23 protein-coding genes are annotated in these 19,023 nt (G+C 69.8%); 14 read left to right on the forward strand and 9 right to left on the reverse strand.

The genetic code is table 11. The features are described from left to right. Positions 1–14: 14 nt before the first annotated feature. Positions 15–362: a hypothetical protein gene (locus Vlu01_RS00265; RefSeq protein WP_239095603.1), complete on the reverse strand. Its 348-nt coding sequence runs from the start codon at positions 360–362 to the stop codon at positions 15–17. 47 nt (positions 363–409) lie between these two features. After that, positions 410–1,234, reverse strand: coding sequence for an SDR family NAD(P)-dependent oxidoreductase (locus Vlu01_RS00270; RefSeq protein ID WP_203991586.1), 825 nt, complete (start codon positions 1,232–1,234; stop codon positions 410–412). Positions 1,235–1,340: 106 nt separating this feature from the next. Between Vlu01_RS00270 and Vlu01_RS00275 the strand changes: the two genes are divergently transcribed. Then, positions 1,341–2,297 carry an HpcH/HpaI aldolase/citrate lyase family protein gene (locus tag Vlu01_RS00275; RefSeq protein ID WP_203990661.1) on the forward strand — a complete coding sequence of 319 codons (957 nt, stop codon included), beginning with the start codon at positions 1,341–1,343 and terminating at the stop codon, positions 2,295–2,297. A gap of 53 nt (positions 2,298–2,350) precedes the next feature. On the opposite strand, the gene Vlu01_RS00280 is transcribed toward Vlu01_RS00275, so the two are convergent. After that, positions 2,351–2,866 carry a DUF4190 domain-containing protein gene (locus Vlu01_RS00280; RefSeq protein ID WP_203990669.1) on the reverse strand — a complete coding sequence of 172 codons (516 nt, stop codon included), beginning with the start codon at positions 2,864–2,866 and terminating at the stop codon, positions 2,351–2,353. Positions 2,867–3,055: 189 nt separating this feature from the next. Here Vlu01_RS00280 and Vlu01_RS00285 point away from each other — a divergent pair, with 189 nt between their 5' ends. After that, on the forward strand, positions 3,056–3,892 hold the full coding sequence (locus tag Vlu01_RS00285; protein ID WP_203991589.1) for an SDR family NAD(P)-dependent oxidoreductase: 837 nt from the start codon (positions 3,056–3,058) through the stop codon (positions 3,890–3,892). Between the two features lie 37 nt (positions 3,893–3,929). On the opposite strand, the gene Vlu01_RS00290 is transcribed toward Vlu01_RS00285, so the two are convergent. Beyond that, complete coding sequence (locus Vlu01_RS00290) at positions 3,930–4,445, reverse strand: DUF4190 domain-containing protein (protein ID WP_203990672.1); 516 nt, start codon at positions 4,443–4,445, stop codon at positions 3,930–3,932. Positions 4,446–4,650: 205 nt separating this feature from the next. Between Vlu01_RS00290 and Vlu01_RS00295 the strand changes: the two genes are divergently transcribed. Further along, positions 4,651–5,853: an acyl-CoA dehydrogenase family protein gene (locus tag Vlu01_RS00295; protein ID WP_203990675.1), complete on the forward strand. Its 1,203-nt coding sequence runs from the start codon at positions 4,651–4,653 to the stop codon at positions 5,851–5,853. 89 nt (positions 5,854–5,942) lie between these two features. Here the strand turns inward: Vlu01_RS00295 and Vlu01_RS00300 are convergent, their stop codons facing one another. Both Vlu01_RS00300 and Vlu01_RS00305 read right to left on the reverse strand, forming a co-directional pair. Beyond that, positions 5,943–6,350: a CoA-binding protein gene (locus Vlu01_RS00300; RefSeq protein WP_203990677.1), complete on the reverse strand. Its 408-nt coding sequence runs from the start codon at positions 6,348–6,350 to the stop codon at positions 5,943–5,945. 86 nt (positions 6,351–6,436) lie between these two features. Next, the gene (locus Vlu01_RS00305; protein WP_308440912.1) at positions 6,437–8,590 is read right to left on the reverse strand and encodes an intein-containing Rv2578c family radical SAM protein; all 2,154 of its coding nucleotides are present in this window, start codon (positions 8,588–8,590) and stop codon (positions 6,437–6,439) included. On the opposite strand from Vlu01_RS00305, the gene Vlu01_RS00310 reads away from it, so the two are divergent. Further along, positions 8,589–8,987 carry a thiol-disulfide oxidoreductase DCC family protein gene (locus tag Vlu01_RS00310; protein WP_203990682.1) on the forward strand — a complete coding sequence of 133 codons (399 nt, stop codon included), beginning with the start codon at positions 8,589–8,591 and terminating at the stop codon, positions 8,985–8,987. The genes Vlu01_RS00305 and Vlu01_RS00310 overlap by 2 nt on opposite strands. A 25-nt stretch (positions 8,988–9,012) precedes the next feature. Here Vlu01_RS00310 and Vlu01_RS00315 read toward each other — a convergent pair whose 3' ends face one another. The 3 genes from Vlu01_RS00315 to trxA form a co-directional block, all read right to left on the reverse strand. Beyond that, positions 9,013–9,930 carry an HTTM domain-containing protein gene (locus tag Vlu01_RS00315; protein ID WP_203990684.1) on the reverse strand — a complete coding sequence of 306 codons (918 nt, stop codon included), beginning with the start codon at positions 9,928–9,930 and terminating at the stop codon, positions 9,013–9,015. After that, on the reverse strand, positions 9,927–10,388 hold the full coding sequence (locus Vlu01_RS00320; protein ID WP_308440913.1) for a hypothetical protein: 462 nt from the start codon (positions 10,386–10,388) through the stop codon (positions 9,927–9,929). Before Vlu01_RS00320 ends, Vlu01_RS00315 begins: the two co-directional genes overlap by 4 nt. 129 nt (positions 10,389–10,517) lie before the next feature. Then, positions 10,518–10,880, reverse strand: a complete 363-nt coding sequence (trxA, locus tag Vlu01_RS00325) for a thioredoxin (protein WP_203990686.1) — start codon at positions 10,878–10,880, stop codon at positions 10,518–10,520. 599 nt (positions 10,881–11,479) lie between these two features. On the opposite strand from trxA, the gene Vlu01_RS00330 reads away from it, so the two are divergent. From Vlu01_RS00330 to Vlu01_RS00375, 10 genes are all read left to right on the forward strand, one after another. After that, complete coding sequence (locus Vlu01_RS00330) at positions 11,480–11,995, forward strand: MaoC family dehydratase (protein WP_203990688.1); 516 nt, start codon at positions 11,480–11,482, stop codon at positions 11,993–11,995. Between the two features lie 119 nt (positions 11,996–12,114). Beyond that, a complete protein-coding gene (locus tag Vlu01_RS00335; RefSeq protein ID WP_203990695.1) occupies positions 12,115–12,570 on the forward strand; it encodes a hypothetical protein in 456 nt (151 codons plus the stop codon). A 103-nt stretch (positions 12,571–12,673) separates the two neighbouring features. Further along, positions 12,674–13,297, forward strand: coding sequence for a TrmH family RNA methyltransferase (locus Vlu01_RS00340; protein ID WP_203990696.1), 624 nt, complete (start codon positions 12,674–12,676; stop codon positions 13,295–13,297). Between the two features lie 112 nt (positions 13,298–13,409). Beyond that, the gene (locus Vlu01_RS00345) at positions 13,410–14,159 is read left to right on the forward strand and encodes a DUF6758 family protein (RefSeq protein WP_373307216.1); all 750 of its coding nucleotides are present in this window, start codon (positions 13,410–13,412) and stop codon (positions 14,157–14,159) included. A gap of 116 nt (positions 14,160–14,275) precedes the next feature. After that, a complete protein-coding gene (locus Vlu01_RS00350; protein WP_007455302.1) occupies positions 14,276–14,434 on the forward strand; it encodes a hypothetical protein in 159 nt (52 codons plus the stop codon). Between the two features lie 6 nt (positions 14,435–14,440). Further along, positions 14,441–15,316 carry a PH domain-containing protein gene (locus tag Vlu01_RS00355; protein ID WP_203990698.1) on the forward strand — a complete coding sequence of 292 codons (876 nt, stop codon included), beginning with the start codon at positions 14,441–14,443 and terminating at the stop codon, positions 15,314–15,316. A gap of 100 nt (positions 15,317–15,416) precedes the next feature. Next, positions 15,417–16,217: a SigE family RNA polymerase sigma factor gene (locus Vlu01_RS00360; protein WP_203990700.1), complete on the forward strand. Its 801-nt coding sequence runs from the start codon at positions 15,417–15,419 to the stop codon at positions 16,215–16,217. A 56-nt stretch (positions 16,218–16,273) separates the two neighbouring features. Continuing rightward, the gene (locus tag Vlu01_RS00365; protein ID WP_203990703.1) at positions 16,274–17,473 is read left to right on the forward strand and encodes a hypothetical protein; all 1,200 of its coding nucleotides are present in this window, start codon (positions 16,274–16,276) and stop codon (positions 17,471–17,473) included. A gap of 24 nt (positions 17,474–17,497) precedes the next feature. Further along, positions 17,498–18,352, forward strand: coding sequence for a PHP domain-containing protein (locus Vlu01_RS00370; RefSeq protein ID WP_203990705.1), 855 nt, complete (start codon positions 17,498–17,500; stop codon positions 18,350–18,352). Between the two features lie 46 nt (positions 18,353–18,398). After that, positions 18,399–19,013: a MarC family protein gene (locus tag Vlu01_RS00375; protein WP_203990708.1), complete on the forward strand. Its 615-nt coding sequence runs from the start codon at positions 18,399–18,401 to the stop codon at positions 19,011–19,013. Positions 19,014–19,023: the final 10 nt, after the last annotated feature.

Below are 19,023 nucleotides of genomic sequence, written 5' to 3' on the forward strand. Positions count from 1 at the left end.
GCCGCCTGCGGCGGTCACACCTCGTGCACTTCCAGCACCCGGGTCTGCGGCGCGGCCTCGCCGAGGCTGGCACGCAGCGCGGTCCGCTCCGGGTCGGTCAGGAACCCCTCGTATCCCGCCCGGGTGTCGAACCGGATGACGTGCACCTCGGTACGCCCGTCGTCGGTACGCAGCCGCCGTTCCAGGTGACCACCGTGGCGTGGCAGCAGGGCGAGCACGGTGTCCTCGTACCGTTGCCCAGCCTCCACCGCAGCGTCGGGCAACTCCACCAACGCGACCAGGCACACCGCGGCGGCGGTCTCGGTGACCAGTTCCTCGTCCTTGCCGAGCACCCGGGGGGTGGTGCCTTCGTGCATGGTCATGGCGCGCAGTATCGCAATGTTCTGCCCAGCGTGGCGCCCGTTCGCTGTCAGCCCGGGACGCCGACAGCGGCGGCGCTGGCCGTCCAGAGTCGTGCCGCGAGTCGCGGGTCTGCCGCCTTCGGCCACGGGCGGCGCGGCCGGCAGTCGAAGTAGTAACCACCGGGTCTCAACCGGGACTGGTCCTGGTTGGCGAGCCACACCAACGTCTGGGCCCCCTTGGCCGCGCTGCGGAACGGCAGCACCCGCATGCCCAGAGAGACCAGTCGACTGTCGTTGCCGAAGCGGGTGCGCACCACCCCGGGATGGAAACAGTACGACTCGACCTGCGGCCACCTCCGTGCCGCCTCAACGGTGAACAGGATGTTCGCCTGCTTGCTGGTGCCGTACGCGGACAGCGGACGGTAGCGGTGCAGGGGCGCGTTGAGGTTCTCCGGATCGAGCGAGCCGCTGCGGTGCGCGCCGGAGGCGGTCACCACCATCCGCCGCACCCGGTCGGCCAGCAGGTTGGCGAGCAGGAAGGGCGCCAGGTGGTTGGCCTGGATGGACAACTCGAAACCGTCAACCGTGGTGATCGGCTGGAGCGCGATCGCACCGGCGTTGTTGGCCAGCACGTCGATCCGGTCGTACGCGGCGCGTACGCGCTCGGCCATCTGCCGGACATCGTCGAGAACGGCGAAGTCGGCACGGAACACCTCGGGCCGCTCCCCGGAAGCCTCGCGTACCTCGTCGGCGGCGGCCCGCAGCCGGGCCGGATCCCGGCCGACCAGGACGACCTGGTCTCCCCGGCGGGCCAGGCTGGTGGCGGCGGCCAGTCCGATGCCGGAACTCGCTCCGGTGATCACGACCAGTCGACGGTCAGTGACATCTTCCACAGGTCCATTCACCGGGGTCACGGAACGAGGTTACCGTGGCGTCACAAGCACCTTGTCGCTCTAAGTCAGGGACGGCGGACGACCGTACCCGGAAGGAGTTCCGTCGATGGCCGTTGTCGGGCGTCCCCGTCGGTCCTGCCTGGCCGTCCCCGGTTCGAGCGTCAAGATGCTCGGCAAGGCTCAGGGTCTCCCAGCCGATCAGGTTTTCCTCGATCTGGAGGACGCGGTCGCCCCGCTGGCCAAGCCGGACGCTCGCAAGAACATCGTGGCGGCGCTCAACGAGGGCGACTGGGCGGGTAAGACGCGAGTCGTCCGAGTCAACGACCTCACCACCCCGTGGACCTATCGGGACGTCATCGACGTGGTGGAGGGCGCGGGCGCCAACCTCGACTGCGTGATGCTGCCGAAGGTGCAGAACGCGGCGCAGGTGCAGTGGCTGGACATGACCCTCACCCAGGTGGAGAAGACCCTCGGCCTGGGGGTGGGCCGCATCGGCATCGAGGCGCAGATCGAGAACGCCGCCGGGCTGGTCAACGTCGACGCCATCGCCGCCGCATCGCCACGCGTCGAGACGATCATCTTCGGCCCGGCTGACTTCATGGCCTCGATCAACATGAAGTCACTGGTGGTCGGCGCTCTCATCCCCGACTACCCGGGCGATCCGTACCACTACATCCTGATGCGCATCCTGATGGCCGCTCGGATGCACGACAAGCAGGCCATCGACGGCCCGTTCCTGCAGATCCGGGACACCGACGGCTTCCGTGAGGTGGCGAAGCGCTCGGCGGCGCTCGGCTTCGACGGCAAGTGGGTGCTGCATCCCGGGCAGATCGAGGCCGCGAACGAGGTCTACTCGCCGGCCCAGTCCGACTACGACCACGCCGAACTGATCCTGGACGCGTACCAGCACTACACCTCGGAGGCAGGTGGCCGGCTGGGCGCGGTCATGCTCGGCGACGAGATGATCGACGAGGCGTCCCGCAAGATGGCGCTCGTGATCGCCGCCAAGGGGCGAGCAGCGGGCATGACGCGTAGCTCGACCTTCACCCCGCCGGCCGGGTAGCCGTAACCGCCGCACGCGCCCGCCCCGACCTCGGCCGGGGCGGGCGTCGCAGGTCAGGTGTTGGACGACGAGATGGCGAGGGCGATCGCGACGGCGTACGCGATGAGCACCAGCGCGAGCAGGCCGGTGAGGATCCAGCCGACGATGATGGCGGCCTTGGCCATCCCCTCGCCGCCCTCGCCGGTCTCCCGGATCTGGCGCATGGCCACGTGTCCCATGATGGCGCCGATCGGGGCGGTGATGCACGAGCCGACCCCGAGCAGGGAGAGGACCAGTGCGGCGATCGCCAGGGCGTTCGTCTTCTGCTGCGGATAGCCGTAGCCGGGTGGCACGGGCGGGTAGCCGTAGGGCTGGGCCGGCGGGTAACCGACGGGCGGATACGGCGCCGCGGCCGGGTCCGACTTCATGCCGGCGTACGGGTCGGCAGCCGGCTGGTACGGGTCGTACCCGGACGGCTGCGGTGGGATCGATGGCTGCGGGTTGGCCGGCATGGTCGGGTCGGCGGGCGGGCCGGACGGCTGGCCGGTCGATGCGGGGTCGGGCCAGCCCGCCGGCGGGGGTTGCGTCATCGGGCTTCTCTTCCGTCGTGAGGTTGTGGCGCAGTCAGGGTAGTCACGCCACGCACTTCGCGACGCGCCCGGCACCGGGTGCGCGTTGCCCGACAGCGACGGTAAGGGCAGGATCTCGGCATGGGGATTGACGCGCGGGCGGCGGACCGTTCCGGCAGCAGACCACGACGGGACGTCAGTCGACCGGGCATGGGGCGACGTCCACGCTCCGCCGTGACACCGGAGCCCGACGAGCAGGACGCACCGGCGTCACTGCCGGAACCGGTGACGATGCGGTTGGACGGCAAGGTGGCGCTGGTGACGGGAGCGGGCAGCCCGGACGGCATCGGGTACGCCACCGCTCGCCGGCTCTCCGACCTGGGAGCCCGGGTGGCGATCGTGTCGACGACCCGGCGCATCCACGAACGGGCCGGCGAACTCGGCGTGACCGGTTTCGTCGCCGACCTCACCGACGAGTCGGAGGTGGGGGCGCTGGCCGATGCCGTCACCGAGCAGCTCGGCGATGTCGAGGTGCTGGTCAACAACGCCGGTCTGGCCAGCCGGGCCAGCCCGGAGGTGCTGCGGCCGGTCGCGCAGCTCAGCTACGACGAGTGGCAGGGCGAGATCGACCGGAACCTGACCACTGCCTTCCTGTGCAGCCGGGCCTTCATCGGCGGCATGGCCGAGCGCGGTTGGGGTCGGATCGTCAACCTGGCTGCCACCGCCGGTCCGGTCAACGCGCTGCCCACCGAGGCGGCGTACGCGGCAGCCAAGGCTGGCGTGGTGGGCCTGACCAGGGCGCTGGCCATGGAGATGATCGCCGACGGGGTGACGGTCAACGCGGTGGCCCCGGGCACCATCTACACCGCCGCGTCGACAATGGCCGAGATCAAGCAGGGTCTGGGTACGCCGGTGGGGCGTCCCGGCACACCGGACGAGGTCGCCGCGGCGATCACGTTCCTCTGCTCGCCGGCCGCGTCGTACATCACCGGGCAGATGCTGGTGGTCGACGGCGGCAACAGTGTCCGGGAGGCACAGTTCCGCTGAGCGGCGCTGCGCATCAGCGACCGCCTCGACGACGCCCTCAGGTGTTGGTGCCGTCGGAACCGGCCCAGATCACCAAGGCCAACCAGCCGCAGCAGGCCAGCAGGAACAGGCCGGTGAAGATGTAGCTGAGGATCAGGCCCCAGCGGGCGAGTTGCTCGCCGTCCTCGCCGCTGGTGCGCAGCTGCCGCTTGGCCAGGTGCCCGAGGGCGATGCCGGCGGGGGCGAAGACGAAGGCGAAGACGAGCGACAGGATGGCCAGTACGTTCGTGCCGCGTCCGCTGCCCGGACCGCCCGGCGGCCCGTACTGCCCGTAGGGCACCTGCGGGGCGTACGGTGGTTGCTGGCCCCACTGCTGGCCGTGTGGCGGCTGGCCCGGATGTTCGTACGCCGGCTGCCCGTACGCCGGCTGTTCGTACTGCTCGCCCGGCTGCTGTCCGTACGGTTGGCCGTACTGTGGCTGCTGTCCGTACGGTTGGCCGTACTGTGGCTCCTGGCCGCCCGGCGGTGGCTCGTAGGGCGATGGGGGCTGGTCCGGCTCCGGTGGTTGGCCCACGCTCTCCTCCTCCGTCCCGGCCGTACGGTCCTGGGCCGTCCGCCGTGCTGGCGCAGGACCCTCATTGCGGGACGCTACCCGCCGTGGTGAAGCTTTTCACAGCGCTTGTGTGGACTGGCCACCTTGGCCGCTCCGGTTCGGCCGACCGATACTTATCGAGCGTTTAGTTACCAATGAGTAATGTGTCGATTCCCCGGAGGCTGAGATGGCTCGACTCGCCCAGACGCCCGGCCTGACCGACGAGCAGCGGTCGATCCTGGAAACCGTCCGGGAGTTCGTGGACAAGGAAATCATCCCGCACGCGCAGCGCCTGGAACACGCCGACGAGTACCCGACCGACATCCTCGACGGGATGAAGGAGATGGGCCTGTTCGGCCTCACCATCGCCGAGGAACACGGCGGCCTCGGCGAGTCCCTGCTGACCTACGCGCTGGTGGTGGAGGAACTCTCCCGGGGCTGGATGTCGATCTCCGGCATCGTCAACACCCACTTCATCGTGGCGTACCTCATCTCCCAGCACGGCTCCGCCGAACAGCGGGCGCGGCTGCTGCCGAAGATGGCCACCGGCGAGGTACGCGGCGCCTTCTCGATGTCCGAACCGGAATGCGGCTCCGACGTTTCGGCGATCAAGTCGAAGGCGGTCCGCGACGGCGACCGCTTCGTCATCAACGGCCAGAAGATGTGGCTGACCAACGGCGCGTACTCGTCGGTGGTGGCCACCCTGGTCCGGACCGAGACCGGCGCCGACTCGGTCTACGGCAACATGAGCACCTTCCTGCTGGAGAAGGAGCCCGGCTTCGGCGAGACCGCCCCGGGCCTGACCATCCCCGGCAAGATCGACAAGATGGGCTACAAGGGCGTCGAGACCACCGAGATGGTGCTCGACGGGGTCACCGTCGCCGACAGCGCCGTCCTCGGCGGTGCCGACCAGGTGGGCCGGGGCTTCTACCAGATGATGGACGGCATCGAGGTCGGCCGGGTCAACGTCGCCGCCCGTGCCTGCGGCATCTCCATCCGGGCCTTCGAGTTGGCCGTCGCGTACGCCCAGCAGCGCCGGACCTTCGGCCAGCCGCTCGCGAAGCACCAGGCCATCGCCTTCAAGCTGGCCGAGATGGGTACGAAGATCGAAGCCGCGCACGCCCTGATGGTCAACGCGGCCCGGCTCAAGGACGCCGGCCAGCGCAACGACGTCGAGGCGGGGATGGCGAAACTGCTCGCCTCGGAGTACTGCGCCGAGGTCGTCCAGGAGGCGTTCCGCATCCACGGCGGCTACGGCTACTCCAAGGAGTACGAGATCGAGCGGCTGATGCGGGAGGCCCCGTTCCTGCTCATCGGGGAGGGCACCTCGGAGATCCAGAAAACCATCATCTCCCGGGGCCTGCTCCGCGACTACAAGCTCAGACGGTGAAAGGAAGGGCACCCTGTTAACGCCTCAGGTATAGCAAGGGCCCCTTCCTAACGCTGAGGGCCGGTGCCGGCGGCCTGCGCTGCCGGTGCTCAGCTCCGGCGGGTCAGGCCGGCGGCGGCGCGCTCCACGACCAGGCAGCGGTCCTCCACGTAGTCGATGCCGGCCTCCTCGGCGATCCGCCTTGCCTCCGGCGAGACGATGCCGAGCTGCAGCCACACCGCCGGGGCACCGATCGCCACCGCCTGCCGAACCACCTCCACGGCATCGTCGGCCGGCCGGAACACGTCGACCAGGTCGACCGGGTGCGGGATGTCGGCCAGGGACCGGTACACCGGCTCGCCGAAGAGCTCGTCGGCGACCGGGTTGACCGGGATGATGCGCCAGCCGTGCCGCTGCATCTCCAGCGGCACCCGGTGAGCGGCCTTGAACGGATCGCGGGACGCGCCCACGACGGCGATCACGCCGGCGTCGGCGAGGATCTGCTTGGCGGTACGCATCCGACGACTGTAACCGTGTCGCCCCTGATCGGCTGTTCGGCAGACCTGCCGGCGGCTGCGGCACGCTCAGCCTCGCTTGAACCCGTTCAGAGCAGACTCAGCTGCTCCGACGCTGGTGCGGGCTGCGGCGCGTCACGGTGCTCGCCGGCCCCGGAACGGATCAGTCCATGACGGCGGGCGGCGATGCGGACCCGCGCGGTCAGCTCCCGCTGGTAGGACTGCGGTGCGTACGCGCCGGCCCGGAACAGCTCCCGGTAGCCTGGAACCAGCCGGGGATGCTCCCGCCCGAGCCACTGCGCGTACCACTCGCGGGCGCCGGGGCGCAGGTGCAGCGCGAGCGGCGTCACGCTGGCGGCACCCGCGGCGGCGATCGCCGCCACGGTGGCGTCGATGGACTCGTCGGAGTCGGAGAGGCCGGGCAGGATCGGCGCCATCAGTACGCCCACCTCGAAACCGGCGTCGGCGAACCGGCGTACCGCGTCGAGCCGCCGGCGCGGGCTCGGCGTGCCCGGCTCGACCGAGCGCCACAGCCCCTCGTCGACGAAGCCGACCGAGAAGGAGACGCTCACCCGGGTTACCTCGGCCGCCTGCCGCAGCAGCGGCAGGTCACGCTGGATCAGCGTGCCCTTGGTCAGGATCGAGAACGGGTTGGCGAAGTCGCGCAGCGCCTCGATGATCGGCGGCATGAGCCGGTAACGTCCTTCGGCCCGCTGATAGCAGTCGACGTTGGTGCCCATCGCCACGTGCGCGCCGCGCCAGCGCGGCGCGGCCAACTCACGACGCAGCAACTCACCCGCGTTGACCTTGACGATCACCCGGCTGTCGAAGTCCGCCCCCGCGTCGAAGTCGAGGTAGGTGTGGGTGTTGCGGGCGAAGCAGTTGTGGCTCACCACCCCGTCGGCGACGAAGTCGCCGGTGCCCGTAGTGATGTCCCACAGGGGAAGGTCCAGTCCAAGAGATTCGATCGCGGTGACCCGGAGCCTCGCCTGACACTTCACCGCAGCTCCCTCGATCGACCGTTTGCGGCTGACGGCGGGGTCGGTCAGGTGGAAGAACCGCAGACGTTCAGCGAGGCCACCCGTCACCCGCACGGTGCGGACACGGTTGGCCAGCCCACGGTCCTCGAGGACGGCGGACAGGCCGAGGTGGCGCAACGCGTCAGCTGTCCAGGTCAGGATGGCGTCGTTGGCATTCGAGATCCGCAGGATCCCCCTGCTGCAACTTCCTTCGGCGTCGAAGATGCCGGCGAGGAAACCTCGGTACCAGTCGTCGTCGGGCTGACCGGGCCATGTGATGAGCTTTCGGATGGCGTCGACATCCGCTGCCTTGGAACAGCGGATCGCTTCCATCGCTCTGCGATGTGAACTCGCAGGTGTAAAGGAGAACCGGGTGGTCTCCACGCCGAACGTGCACAGATAACGCCGGGTGCGGTGCAGCGCCTCCTCATCGGCCAATGCGAGGCGAAACCTGTGCACGACGCCGTACGGGTAAACGTAGGTGCCCAGGTTGCCATCGCCGCGGATCATGCCGCAGAGGTAGCCCCGTCGGTAGGCATCGTTCTCCTTCGGCCCGGCCGCGAATCGCCCGGTGCCGATCAGACGATTGTTCGTGGTCAGGTAGGGACGCTGACCGCCGCCGCTCATGGCGCCCATGACGTGCTTCCAGCCCCGTTCGGTCAGGAAGCGGTGGTCGCCGCTCGCGACGAGTGTCGTTCCGTCCTCAAGCGTGAGCCGGTAGGCCGGCTTCATCGTTGACCACTTGGCCAGAACGGTGGTCACCACGTAGCGGCGGTAGGCACCTCGCCGTTCGGTCCCGTAAATGCGGTCGCCCACCTCCAGATCGCGTATTGCACTGACGCCTCCATCGGCCATCAAGATCGGAGTGTCGCCCGACAGGCAGTAGACGCAGGCATGGCTGCACCCGCGGTACGGGTTGACGGTCCATTCGAACGGGACCCGGGAGGTGCCCGGGACCTTGTTCAGGATCGACTTGGCGTGCACCTCGTAGAAGGTCATGCCGGCGAAGTCGGGGGTGTCGAAGGTGCGGACGACCGCATCGGGCAGCGCCAGCGGCAGGGGTGGTGTCGCTGGCGCTGCCCGACCGGGAACTCCCTCGACCGGGGGAGCGGTGAGGTTTTCCCAGCGCATGACCAGTATTCGAACACACGTTCTACTTGCGGGCAAGTGACTCGCCGGACACCCCGGTGTGGACCGGCCGGCGTGGGGGGAGGATGAAGGCATGTCGACCTTCGTCTACGACGGGGACTGCGCCTTCTGCACCCGCTGCGCGGAGTTCATCGAGCGCCGCATCCCGACCGACGCCCGCGTGGTGCCCTGGCAGTTCGCCGACCTCGACCAGCTCGGCCTGACCGAGGCGCAGTGCGAGGAAGCGGTGCAGTGGGTCGGCTCCGACGGCAGCCGGGCCTCGGGTCCGGACGCCATCGCCGCACTGCTGGCCAGCAGCGGCCCGGTGTGGCGGATCGCCGGCGTCGGGCTACGGATCCCGCCGGTACGCGCCGTCGCCTGGCCCGCGTACCGCTGGGTGGCCCGCAACCGGCACCGGATGCCCGGCGGTACGGCCGCCTGCTCGCTGCCCCAGGAGACCCGGGACCGCCTCTACGGCCCCTCCGGCGGCTGACGACCCCGCCGATCACGCCGGCAGGTCAGGTCGCTGCCGGACCGGGCACCGGCTCGGCTCCCGGTGGCCCGGCTTCCACCGGCGACACCGGGCCGAGGTCGCCCCGGGCCGGCACGGACCTGCGAGCCAGCAGGTGTCGCAGCGCCACCACCGGACGGACCTTTTCCAGCGGCAGGAAGCTGGTCATGGCGACCAGGTGTGGTGCGAAGGAGATGGTGATGGTCGCGATCGTCACCAGGTGGAACGAGTAGAAGAAGCCGACCGTGGCGAGCCGCCAGCGTTCGGGCAGCACGAAGACCAGGGGACTGAGCAACTCGAAGGCGAGGATGCCGAACTGGGCGACGAGCAGCAGGTGGGGCACCTGCGCGATCAGGTCGGCCAGGTCGGTGCCGCGTCGGATGATCGCTTTGGCGAGCACCGAGCCGGTCGCCCAGTCCAGGCCGCCGAAGCGGAACTTAGCCCAGGCCGCCAGGAAGTAGGTGCAGATCACCGAGATCTGGGTGACCCGCAGCGCCCAGCCGCCGGCCTCCGTCCGGGTCTGGTCACCGTGCCGGGCTCGGCCCGCGGTGGGCAGCACGGCCAGCGCGACGAGCAGGGCGAACCGGTCGTGGTCGACCTTGCCGTAGCTCATCGCGATGATCATCCACTGCAGGTAGAGCGCGAAGACCGTCCAGCCGAGCAGCCGGTGGGCCCGTCCGCTCGCGGCGAGCAGGGCCAACAGCAGCAGGGCCCAGAAGATCACGCTCACCAGCGTCGCGGTGGGGGTGGGCAGCGGCAGTACGCGCCCGATGAAGAGCGGTTGGTAGAGGTTGCCGGGCACGTCGACGCGGTCGCGCACCCAGGGGGTGAAGATGACCAGGTCGGCGGCGACGAAGAGGTAGACCAGCGTCCGGAACGCGGCGATCCGAGCCCGTGGCACCGCCTCGGTGAGCCAGCGGCTCATCGGGTGACCTGCCAACGGACGACGGTCTCGTCGACCCATCCACCGGTGGGCCGACGGTCGGTGATGTCGTGCCACCGGATCACGATCCGGACCTCGGTCAGCTCCGGTGCGTCGGGCTGACGTCGGCCGTACGCCTCGGCGATCTCGCTCAACCGGCTGGGGTCGGCGACGTACCGGCTCTGCTGGCCTTCGATCTCGGCCCGGCGGATGCCGGTTGCTCCCTCACCAAGGTCGACAAGGTTGCCACTGCGGTCGACCCCTTCCACCCGGGTGTCCGGAGCGTCCGCGTCGGCGGGATCGGAGGTGGAGTACATCCGGAAGGGACCGAACGGGAAGTGATCGTCCGCGCCCCAGACCGTGCCGGACAGCAGGACGGCGAGGCCGACTGCCGTCACCACCACCCGGGCCCTGCGGCCGCGACTCGTCAACACATCCATCGCGTGCCGAAGATACGGCACCGTCGCTCGTCGGCGTGGTCCGACCGGCGGGCCGTGTCCCAGCTGTGACGAGTCCGGTCGTCGCGGTGGCAGCGCAGACCACGATGGCCGGGCCCGAACCGGGCCCGGCCATCGTGTCGGTCAGTGTGGTCAGTGCTTGTGCTCGGCGAGCTTCTTGCGTACGTCTTCCATGTCGAGCGCCTGAACCTGCTCGATGAGGTTCTCCAGGGCCGACTCGGGCAACGCGCCGGGCTGGGCGAAGACGATCACGCCATCGCGGATAGCCATGATCGTCGGGATGGACCGGATGTCGAACTTGGCAGCGAGTTCCTGCTGCGCCTCCGTGTCCACCTTGCCAAAGGTGATGTCCGCGTGCTTCTCGGACGATCGCTCGTAGACCGGAGCGAACCGCTTACAGGGACCGCACCAGTCAGCCCAGAAGTCGACCAGCACGATGCCGTTGGCCTCGGTCACCTGGTCGAAGTTGGCCGTGGTCAGCTCGACGGTTGCCATGTGAGTCTCTCCGATCACGCGGAACAGCTACGTCTGATGTAACCCGGGAGCACCCCTTCGCATTCCCGCCGTGGTGCCACCGTAACCCTGGTCGCAGCTCGGGTGGGGCCTTCGCCCGCATCGATCGTCATCGGTCTCCAGGGGCACCCGCAGATCGCACTTGCATGTCGCATTTGCTTAACTGCCCGTAATGGGAGCGTTTCCAATGAGATCAACGCCCTGACCCGGCGCAACGCAGCAAATTTGGTGCTGACTAGCACTGATTCGACCTGCAGAGATCGCTTAGGGGCCGATGATCAGTTACTCAGAGTGATGTAACAAAAAGATAAATGTGACCTCGGTCTCTGTGCGACCGGACGGTCGTACGGCAGAATCTTGAGGCATCAGAGCGTGGGCGGCGGGTGCCGGGGAGGGCCCCGCCGCTCATTGCGTCCGGCCTCGGTCGACCCCGCCGATCGCCCGCTCGAACGCCGATCATCCGGCCTTCAGGTGCCGGTCCGGTGCGACATTCCGGCGTCTGCCGCGCCCCTCGGTTCTCCTTAACCCTCGATAAGGCATGCTGTGCCGAACTCCGTCGCCGCCCGTCGAAGGGGACCAGGATGCAGTTTGGCCGCTACTACGAGGAGTTCGAGGTCGGCGCGGTCTACCGGCACTGGCCGGGCAAGACCGTCACCGAGTACGACGACCACCTGTTCTGCCTGCTCACCATGAACCACCATCCGTTGCACCTGGATGCGCACTACGCCGGGACGGCAAGCCAGTTCACGCGCAACGTCGTTGTCGGCAACTACATCTACTCGCTACTGCTCGGGATGTCGGTGCCGGACGTCAGCGGCAAGGCCATCGCGAACCTGGAGATCGAATCGCTGCGGCACGTCGCACCCACCTTCCACGGCGACACGATCTACGGCGAGACCACGGTGCTGGACAAGCGGGAGTCCACCTCCAAGCCGGATCGGGGGGTGGTCGCCGTGGAGACCCGCGGCTACAACCAGGACGGCACGCTGGTCTGCGTCTTCCGGCGCAAGGTGATGGTCCCCAAGCGGGAGTACGCCGCGGCAGCCGTGCCGGACGGCGTCGACCCCGAGCGGCCCAGCTTTCCCGAACCCCGCTGACCCGTACGCGGGTCCGATCGACCATCGTCGCGCGGTCACCGGGGCGCGCCGTGGCGGGTTCCCACCGGAGGGGTTCGGTCCCGGGTCCGGGCGCATATGCTGGCGCCGGAGGTCCCGCCATGAGCGAGCGAATCACCACCGCCACCGCCTATTCCGCCACGGAGTGGGACCTGCTCACGAGTCTGCCCGGGCGGGTGATCGTGGCGGCTGCCCAACCCGGCCTTGGGCGTCCGCACCGGAGCGTGGCGGCGGGCCTGGCCGGCCTGGACGCAGTGGCGGCCGGGCGAGCCTTCGACAGTGATCTGGTCCGAGCCGTGGTGTCCGCGATCTACGCCCGAGATGACGGCGCAGCCCCGCCCGCGGTCCAGCTCACCGACCTGGTGGACGTGCTCGCCGCCTGCCGGGCCGTCGTGCGGGTACTCGATCGCCATGCCGACCCCGCCGACTCGGCGGCATACCGCCAGTGGGTGCAGTCGGTGGCCGCCCGCGTCTGTCGTACCGCATCATCGACAGCGTTGGCTCCCGTCGACCGCCGTCTTCTCGACCGCCTCGGCGACGCGCTCGCGCTGCGCTGACCGGAGCGGCCGGGGTGCTCGTGCTCGCTGTCCGTCGCTGGCCGGACGCCGGGTGGCGGGCGATGGGGCGTGGCCTGGGCGGCGAGGCGTAACCTGCGTGATCGTGACCGGTGAGCAGCTCGATGTCGGCGTGGGGCCCTGGCCCGGAGATCTGCCGGAGGATCCCCGCTACGACCCGGAGTTGCTCGCCGCGGGAGACAGGCGCAACGTGGTCGACCGCTATCGCTACTGGCGGCGCGAGGCGGTCGTCGCCGACCTGGACCGGCGGCGGCACGACTTTCACGTGGCGATCGAGAACTGGCAGCACGACCTCAACATCGGCACCGTGGTACGCAACGCCAACGCGTTCCTCGCGGCCGAGGTGCACATCGTGGGCCGGCGACGCTGGAACCGGCGCGGCGCCATGGTCACCGACCGCTACCAGCACGTACGCCATCACGAGACAATCGACCAGTTGGTCGCCTGGACGGCGGAGAACGACCTGCCGCTGGTCGGGATCGACAACCTGCCCGGCTGCCGACCGCTGGAAACCAGCACGCTGCCGCGACGGTGTGTCCTGCTGTTCGGGCAGGAGGGCCCAGGGCTGTCCGAGGCCGCGCATGCCGCGTGCGACCAGATCTTCTCCATCGCCCAGTACGGCTCGACCCGCTCGATCAACGCGGGCGTGGCGAGCGGAATCGCCATGCACGCCTGGATCCGCACCCACGCCGGCCCGCCCCCCACCTGATTCAGCCCCCGAAATCCCGCTGATCATGAAGGTGTTGCCGCGACACGCCGGACGGACGTGCAACAACTTCATGATCGGCCAGGATTGATCGGGGTTTTGGGGCGGCAGGGCCATGGATGAGGCGGCTCGGCTTGACGAGAGGCGGCCACGGGGCGACGGTGGAGTGGTGACGGTTGCGGTGAGTTGTCCCAGATGCGGTGGGTCGGTCCGGCCGCCGGACCTCATGCACGCCGAGTCCCGGTGCCCCGACTGCGGGCCCATCGCCCCACTGCACGTGCCCGAGAACATCGGAGCGGAGATCGTGGCCAGCGTGGTTGGTCTGATCCAGGCCGCCGCCCAACCGCAGCGGCCGACGGTTCCGCTGTGGTGTCCGTGGCCGTTGCCTCCGGGCTGGACCACGACCGGTGTGGCGTGGGCCGGTGACGATCGGCTCGGCGTACGCGCCACGGCGGTCGCCTGCGCCGGACCCGCACCACTGGGTGGTGGCCCGGCTGATCTGATTTTCGTGGCCGAGGAACCCGGCGTGGGCCTGGGCGCGCGCTACGCCGGGGTGCCCGGCCCGGATGCCGGACCGGAGCTGGCCGAGGCGTTGACCGACCCCGGCCCGGGGCACGCCGGCCATATCGGACGCGCCGGGATCAGGGCGGCCGGCCACCCGACTCCACTGTGGTTGGTCAACTCGCTGCCGGATCGAAGCGCGTACGCCGGCGAGGCTCGGGGAATGTGGCTCTATGCGATAGCCTGGCCGGCGAGTGCGGGGCATCTGCTCGCGGAGGACGTGCTGCTGCACGACCTGGTCGAGCGGACGCCGCCAGAGCTCGTGTACGGCGCCCCATCTCCGTATCTGCACGGGAAGGCTTGACAAGCCTCCTGGAATGTCGGAGAACGGACGCAGATATTCACGGTAAGAGACCACGCTGATACTCTGGGTGCCGCTGCGGTAATGGGACCCGGCGCCGCGCGAGAGGATGGCCCGCCATGGTCAAGAAGGTCCTCACCTGGGCCGGAATCGCATTCTTGATCTTCTTCGTCGCCTACAGGCCAAATTCCGCGGCGGATGTGTTCAAGTCGCTGGGCGGCGGCATCATGGACATCGCCCAGGGGTTCGGCGACTTCTTCACCTCACTGGTCGCCTAGCCTCCGATGGGAAGCCCCTCCGGCCCCCCCTTCGATCCTGACGACCCCGACCGGGCCCGCCGGGAACGCGATACAGAGCCGATTCCCCGAATCGACCCCGACGACGGCCCGGGCTACGGCACCGGCGCTCGCCTGTCCGACGGCCCGGCCTTCTCTGACGATGCCGGCTACGGTGACGGTCCGGCGTACGCCGGCGAGGGTCGGTCCGGTCGGGCCTGGGTGCGGGATCCGGAGGCCGGTTATCTCCCCCCGGAGATCTCCGAGGAGGAGTTGGCCGGTCTGCGCGCCGACGCCAGCGGTGCCACCCCCCGCCGGGTGCTGCCGCTGGAGGACGAACCCAGCTCGCTGGTCGCCCGATACCTCTTCCCAACCGAACGGTACCGGGGCGAGTGGAAGCGGCACTGGATCCACCTCGTCACCCCGATCATCATCGGGGTCGCCGCCACCTTCGTGCTCGGCTACCTCTCCGGCTTCCTCGCCGGTCAGGACGTCGGCGCGCTCACCACGATCGCGGTGCTGCTCTGGTTCGCGGTGATGGGCTGGGTGGCGTGGCGGGTCGCCGACTGGTGGTACGACCGGTTCATCCTGACCAACAAACGGGTCATGGTGGTCAACGGCATCATCACCCGGCGAGTGGCGATGATGCCGCTGGTCCGGGTCACCGACATGAAGTACGAGCAGACGCCGGCGGGTCGGGCGCTCAACTACGGCACCTTCGTGCTGGAGTCTGCCGGCCAGGAGCAGGCGCTCCGCGAGGTCAAGAACCTGCCCAACCCCAACGAGCTCTACCTACGCGTCGTCGAGGAGATGTACGAGCCGCAGGCGGTCGAGGCCCGGTTGGGCAAGGAGCAGGACGAGGCCAAGGCCGACGACGGCGCCTGAAGGTTTCTGACCGAACATCGGAGATATCGCGCACCTTTCGTCCTCGACCCGCTGGTCACGCTGTGGCAGGCTGCGGCGAGTACAGGCACGGAGGTGGTGTGTGGCCAGCAGCGATCCGCTGGAAGAGGAGTTCCGCGACTTCGTCGCGGCCCGCTCCGGCACCCTGCTGCGGACCGCCTACCTGCTCACCGGAGACTGGGGCACCGCGGAGGATCTCCTCCAGACCGCGCTGACCAAGACGTACCTGGCGTGGAAGCGATTGGGTGGGATCGAGGCGATCGAACCCTACGCTCGGCGTGTCATGGTCAACACCTCGACGAGTTGGTGGCGACGTCGCTGGCACGGTGAGCGGCCGACCGAGGTGCTGCCCGAACAGGCCGCCACCGACGAGATCGAACGTCAGCTGGACCGGGACGTGCTCTGGCGGCACCTGCGGGCGCTGCCCGCCCGGCAGCGAGCCGTGCTGGTGCTGCGTTTCTACGAGGACATGTCGGAGGCGCAGACCGCCGCCATGCTGGAGATCTCGCCGGGCACGGTGAAGAGTCAGACGTCCCGTGCGTTGGCCACGCTACGTCGACGGATCGGTGCGGACGACGCCTTCGGCCTGCGCGCCGAAGGTTCGGAGCCGGCCGCGCAGTCGGCCGATCGGAGCAGGCGCGCACAGCCGCAACCGGAGGGTGCCGCCCGGCCCGGCAGGGTGACTCGGCAGCGGCCGGCCGCAACGCCCTCAGGTGGGATCGTCCCGGCCGGAACCGGTCCCGGTCGGGTGACGGCCTCCCCGGACGTGGTCTCCTCGCCCGGCGCGCCGGACTCGACGGGAACGGGCGGGCATGGCGACCCGGCGTCGGTACCCGAGTCGGCGGCGCAGCCGGGCAGCGCGCTGGTCGGAGAGCGACGGTGAAGCGGAAACCCACAGCTCATGACAACCAGAGCTGGTTCCCGGATCGTTCATTGGACGTGCCGCCCAGCGACTTGGAAGGTGCCCTACGGGAGATGTTGTCCCGGCGGGCGGCCGTACCACGTCCGGTCACGGCTGACCCGGCCGGTGCAGCGATCCGACGGGCCAACCGCATCCAGCGTCGCCGAACGCTGACCGGCATGGGACTGGCCGTGGCGACGATCGTGGCGGTCGGCGCGGGCAATCTGCACCTGCGCGACGACCGGCCACCGACCGGCGGCACGGTGGTGATCGGCGACCCGGATCTGCCACCGCTGGTCAAGAGCACCATCCCGCCACCCGGGCCGGACACCGCGCCTCCGATCGCCGAGGTGGATCTGCTCATTGGCGGATCGATCGCCACCGCGCAGGGCCGACGGGTGCCGCTGCACGGCACCGGCACCGTGGAACGGGCCCATCGACTCACCGACGGCCGTGGCTGGTTGGCCATCAGCGCACCGACCTTGGCCGGACGCTTCCTGTGGGCGATCGCCGCGGACGGCACCGCGCAGGTGCTGCTGGCCGGTGCCGACGAGATCGCCCTGGACGAAGACGGCCGGCAGGTCGCCTGGAAGCAGGGCACGGTGCTGGCCGCCGCCGGGATCGTGAACGGCGAACTCGCCGCCATCGTGCGGGCCGAGGCACCTGTCGAGGCGGTACCGCTGCGGTTCGTCAACGGTGCCGTGCTGGTCCGGCTGGTGCCCGACGATCCCGGGCACGTGCTGTGGTCACCACGACCCGGGCCCCTGGACCCGGGCGGCGATCGGGCCAGCAGCCACATCTTCGGTGCGCTGCCCGACGGACGCCTGGTCGGTGGAGTCACCCCGGGTGCCGGGCTCCCCGCCTGCCTGACGCTGCTCGACCCGGCTCGGGACCTCACACCCGTGCGGCCGGAATGCGGGCCGGAGTTGCTCGGCGACGGCCGGGGCGCGGTGTCACCGGACGGGCGCTGGCTGCTGGTCAACGGAAGGTCGGCGGGTGAGGACTCGGCGCTGCTGGTGGACCTGGCGAAGCTCGACACCTCAGGGGTACGCCCGGCCGGGCCGGCGATGACCGGCACTGTGGTCTGGAGTGCCCCCGACACCGCCTACTACGCCGCCGCCAACGGCGGTCTGGTGCGGGTGGCCGTCGACCAGGTGGCCGCGGGCCGGCGTGCCGCGCCGACCGTCCTGCCCGACCTTCCGGCCGGTGAACTGCCAGTGGTGGTGAGCGGTGGCTGACCGGGCACCCGGTGACGACGGGCGATGAGCATCCGGATCGACCTGCACACACATTCCACGGCCAGCGACGGAACTCTCGACCCGGCCGAGCTGGTCCGTGCCGCCGCCGCTGCGGGACTGGACGTGGTCGCGATCACGGACCACGACACCACCGACGGTTGGGGGCCGGCGCTGCGTGCCCTGCCACCCGGGCTGCGGCTGGTCCGTGGCGCGGAACTCTCCTGCCGGTGGGACGGCGAGCAACCCCCGGTGTCGCTGCACCTGCTGGCGTACCTCTTCGATCCGGAGCATCCGGAACTGGTCGCCGAGCTGGCCCGGGTGCGGGCAGCGCGGTTGGCGCGGGGGGAACGGATGGTGGACCTGCTACGTGCCGACGGCATCGGCGTGGACTGGCCACAGATCCTGGCCCTGGCCGGCGGCGGAACGGTGGGCCGGCCACACATCGCCCAGGCGCTCATCCGGGCCGGTCTGGTCACCACCACCGCCGAGGCGTTCGGCCCGGACTGGCTGGGGGAGCGGTACCGGCTGCCCAAGGAGGACATCGACGTGTTCCGGGCCGTGCGGTTGGTCCGGGCGGCCGGCGGCGTACCGGTCTTCGCTCATCCCAGGGCCAGTCGTCGCGGCCGAATCGTGCCGGACGAGCTGATCGCCGAGCTGGCCGCAGCCGGGCTGGTCGGCCTGGAAGCCGACCACGAGGACCATTCGCCCGCCGAACGCGCCCACGTACGCGGTCTCGCCGCCGAGCTGGGCCTGCTGGTGACCGGGTCGTCGGACTTCCACGGCAGCCACAAAACGGTCCAGCTCGGTGCCTTCACCACCGGCCTTGACGCGTACGAGCGGATCGTCGCCGCCTCCTCCGGGGTGACCGAGGTCGCTTAGGGGTGACCTGGGTTCCGACGCCGACGGCCACGGCTACGGTGACCGGGTGGATCTCAAGCTCTTCGGTGAGGTCTTCGTGACCCTGCTGGTGATCGTCGACCCGCCCGGCATGATGCCGATCTTCCTGGCGTTGACCGGCCCGCTGTCCGCGCGGGAGCGTCACCGGGCCGCCTGGCAGGCCGTCGCGCTGGCGCTGGGTGTCATCGTGATCTTCGCGGTGGCGGGCCAGACACTCCTCGCCTACCTGCACGTGGACCTGCCGGCGTTACAGGCGGCCGGTGGACTGCTGCTGATCCTGGTCGCCCTGGAACTGCTCACCGGCAAGACCGACGACCCGACCAAACAGGCCACCGCCAACATCGCCCTGGTGCCGCTGGGCACCCCGCTGCTGGCTGGACCCGGCGCGATCGTGGCGACGATGCTCTTCGTCCAGCGCGCAGACGGGCCAACCGACTTTTCCGCGATCGCCGCCGCCATCGTCGCGGTGATGCTCACCGTCTGGATCGTGCTGCGGTTCTCCGGAGGCATCGTCAAGGTCCTGCGTCCGGGCGGGATCGAGGTGCTCACCCGGATCGCCGGCCTGCTGCTGGCGGCGATCGCCGTGCAGCTCATCGCGGATGCGATCGCGGCGTTCGTGGCTCAGTACAACGGCGTCGGCTGACCGGCTGCCA

The organism is Micromonospora lutea, assembly GCF_016863535.1.
GTDB lineage: Bacteria > Actinomycetota > Actinomycetes > Mycobacteriales > Micromonosporaceae > Micromonospora > Micromonospora lutea.

Excerpts from the sequence above, each read along its gene's own strand:
- Vlu01_RS00265 (WP_239095603.1), bottom strand. The coding sequence starts at position 362 with ATGACCATGCACGAAGGCACCACCCCCCGGGTGCTCGGCAAGGACGAG.
- Vlu01_RS00275 (WP_203990661.1), top strand. The coding sequence starts at position 1,341 with ATGGCCGTTGTCGGGCGTCCCCGTCGGTCCTGCCTGGCCGTCCCCGGT.
- Vlu01_RS00280 (WP_203990669.1), bottom strand. The coding sequence starts at position 2,866 with ATGACGCAACCCCCGCCGGCGGGCTGGCCCGACCCCGCATCGACCGGC.
- Vlu01_RS00285 (WP_203991589.1), top strand. The coding sequence starts at position 3,056 with ATGGGGCGACGTCCACGCTCCGCCGTGACACCGGAGCCCGACGAGCAG.
- Vlu01_RS00295 (WP_203990675.1), top strand. The coding sequence starts at position 4,651 with ATGGCTCGACTCGCCCAGACGCCCGGCCTGACCGACGAGCAGCGGTCG.
- Vlu01_RS00300 (WP_203990677.1), bottom strand. The coding sequence starts at position 6,350 with ATGCGTACCGCCAAGCAGATCCTCGCCGACGCCGGCGTGATCGCCGTC.
- Vlu01_RS00310 (WP_203990682.1), top strand. The coding sequence starts at position 8,589 with ATGTCGACCTTCGTCTACGACGGGGACTGCGCCTTCTGCACCCGCTGC.
- Vlu01_RS00305 (WP_308440912.1), bottom strand. The coding sequence starts at position 8,590 with ATGCCTTCATCCTCCCCCCACGCCGGCCGGTCCACACCGGGGTGTCCG.
- Vlu01_RS00315 (WP_203990684.1), bottom strand. The coding sequence starts at position 9,930 with ATGAGCCGCTGGCTCACCGAGGCGGTGCCACGGGCTCGGATCGCCGCG.
- trxA (WP_203990686.1), bottom strand. The coding sequence starts at position 10,880 with ATGGCAACCGTCGAGCTGACCACGGCCAACTTCGACCAGGTGACCGAG.
- Vlu01_RS00330 (WP_203990688.1), top strand. The coding sequence starts at position 11,480 with ATGCAGTTTGGCCGCTACTACGAGGAGTTCGAGGTCGGCGCGGTCTAC.
- Vlu01_RS00335 (WP_203990695.1), top strand. The coding sequence starts at position 12,115 with ATGAGCGAGCGAATCACCACCGCCACCGCCTATTCCGCCACGGAGTGG.
- Vlu01_RS00345 (WP_373307216.1), top strand. The coding sequence starts at position 13,410 with ATGGATGAGGCGGCTCGGCTTGACGAGAGGCGGCCACGGGGCGACGGT.
- Vlu01_RS00350 (WP_007455302.1), top strand. The coding sequence starts at position 14,276 with ATGGTCAAGAAGGTCCTCACCTGGGCCGGAATCGCATTCTTGATCTTC.
- Vlu01_RS00355 (WP_203990698.1), top strand. The coding sequence starts at position 14,441 with ATGGGAAGCCCCTCCGGCCCCCCCTTCGATCCTGACGACCCCGACCGG.
- Vlu01_RS00370 (WP_203990705.1), top strand. The coding sequence starts at position 17,498 with ATGAGCATCCGGATCGACCTGCACACACATTCCACGGCCAGCGACGGA.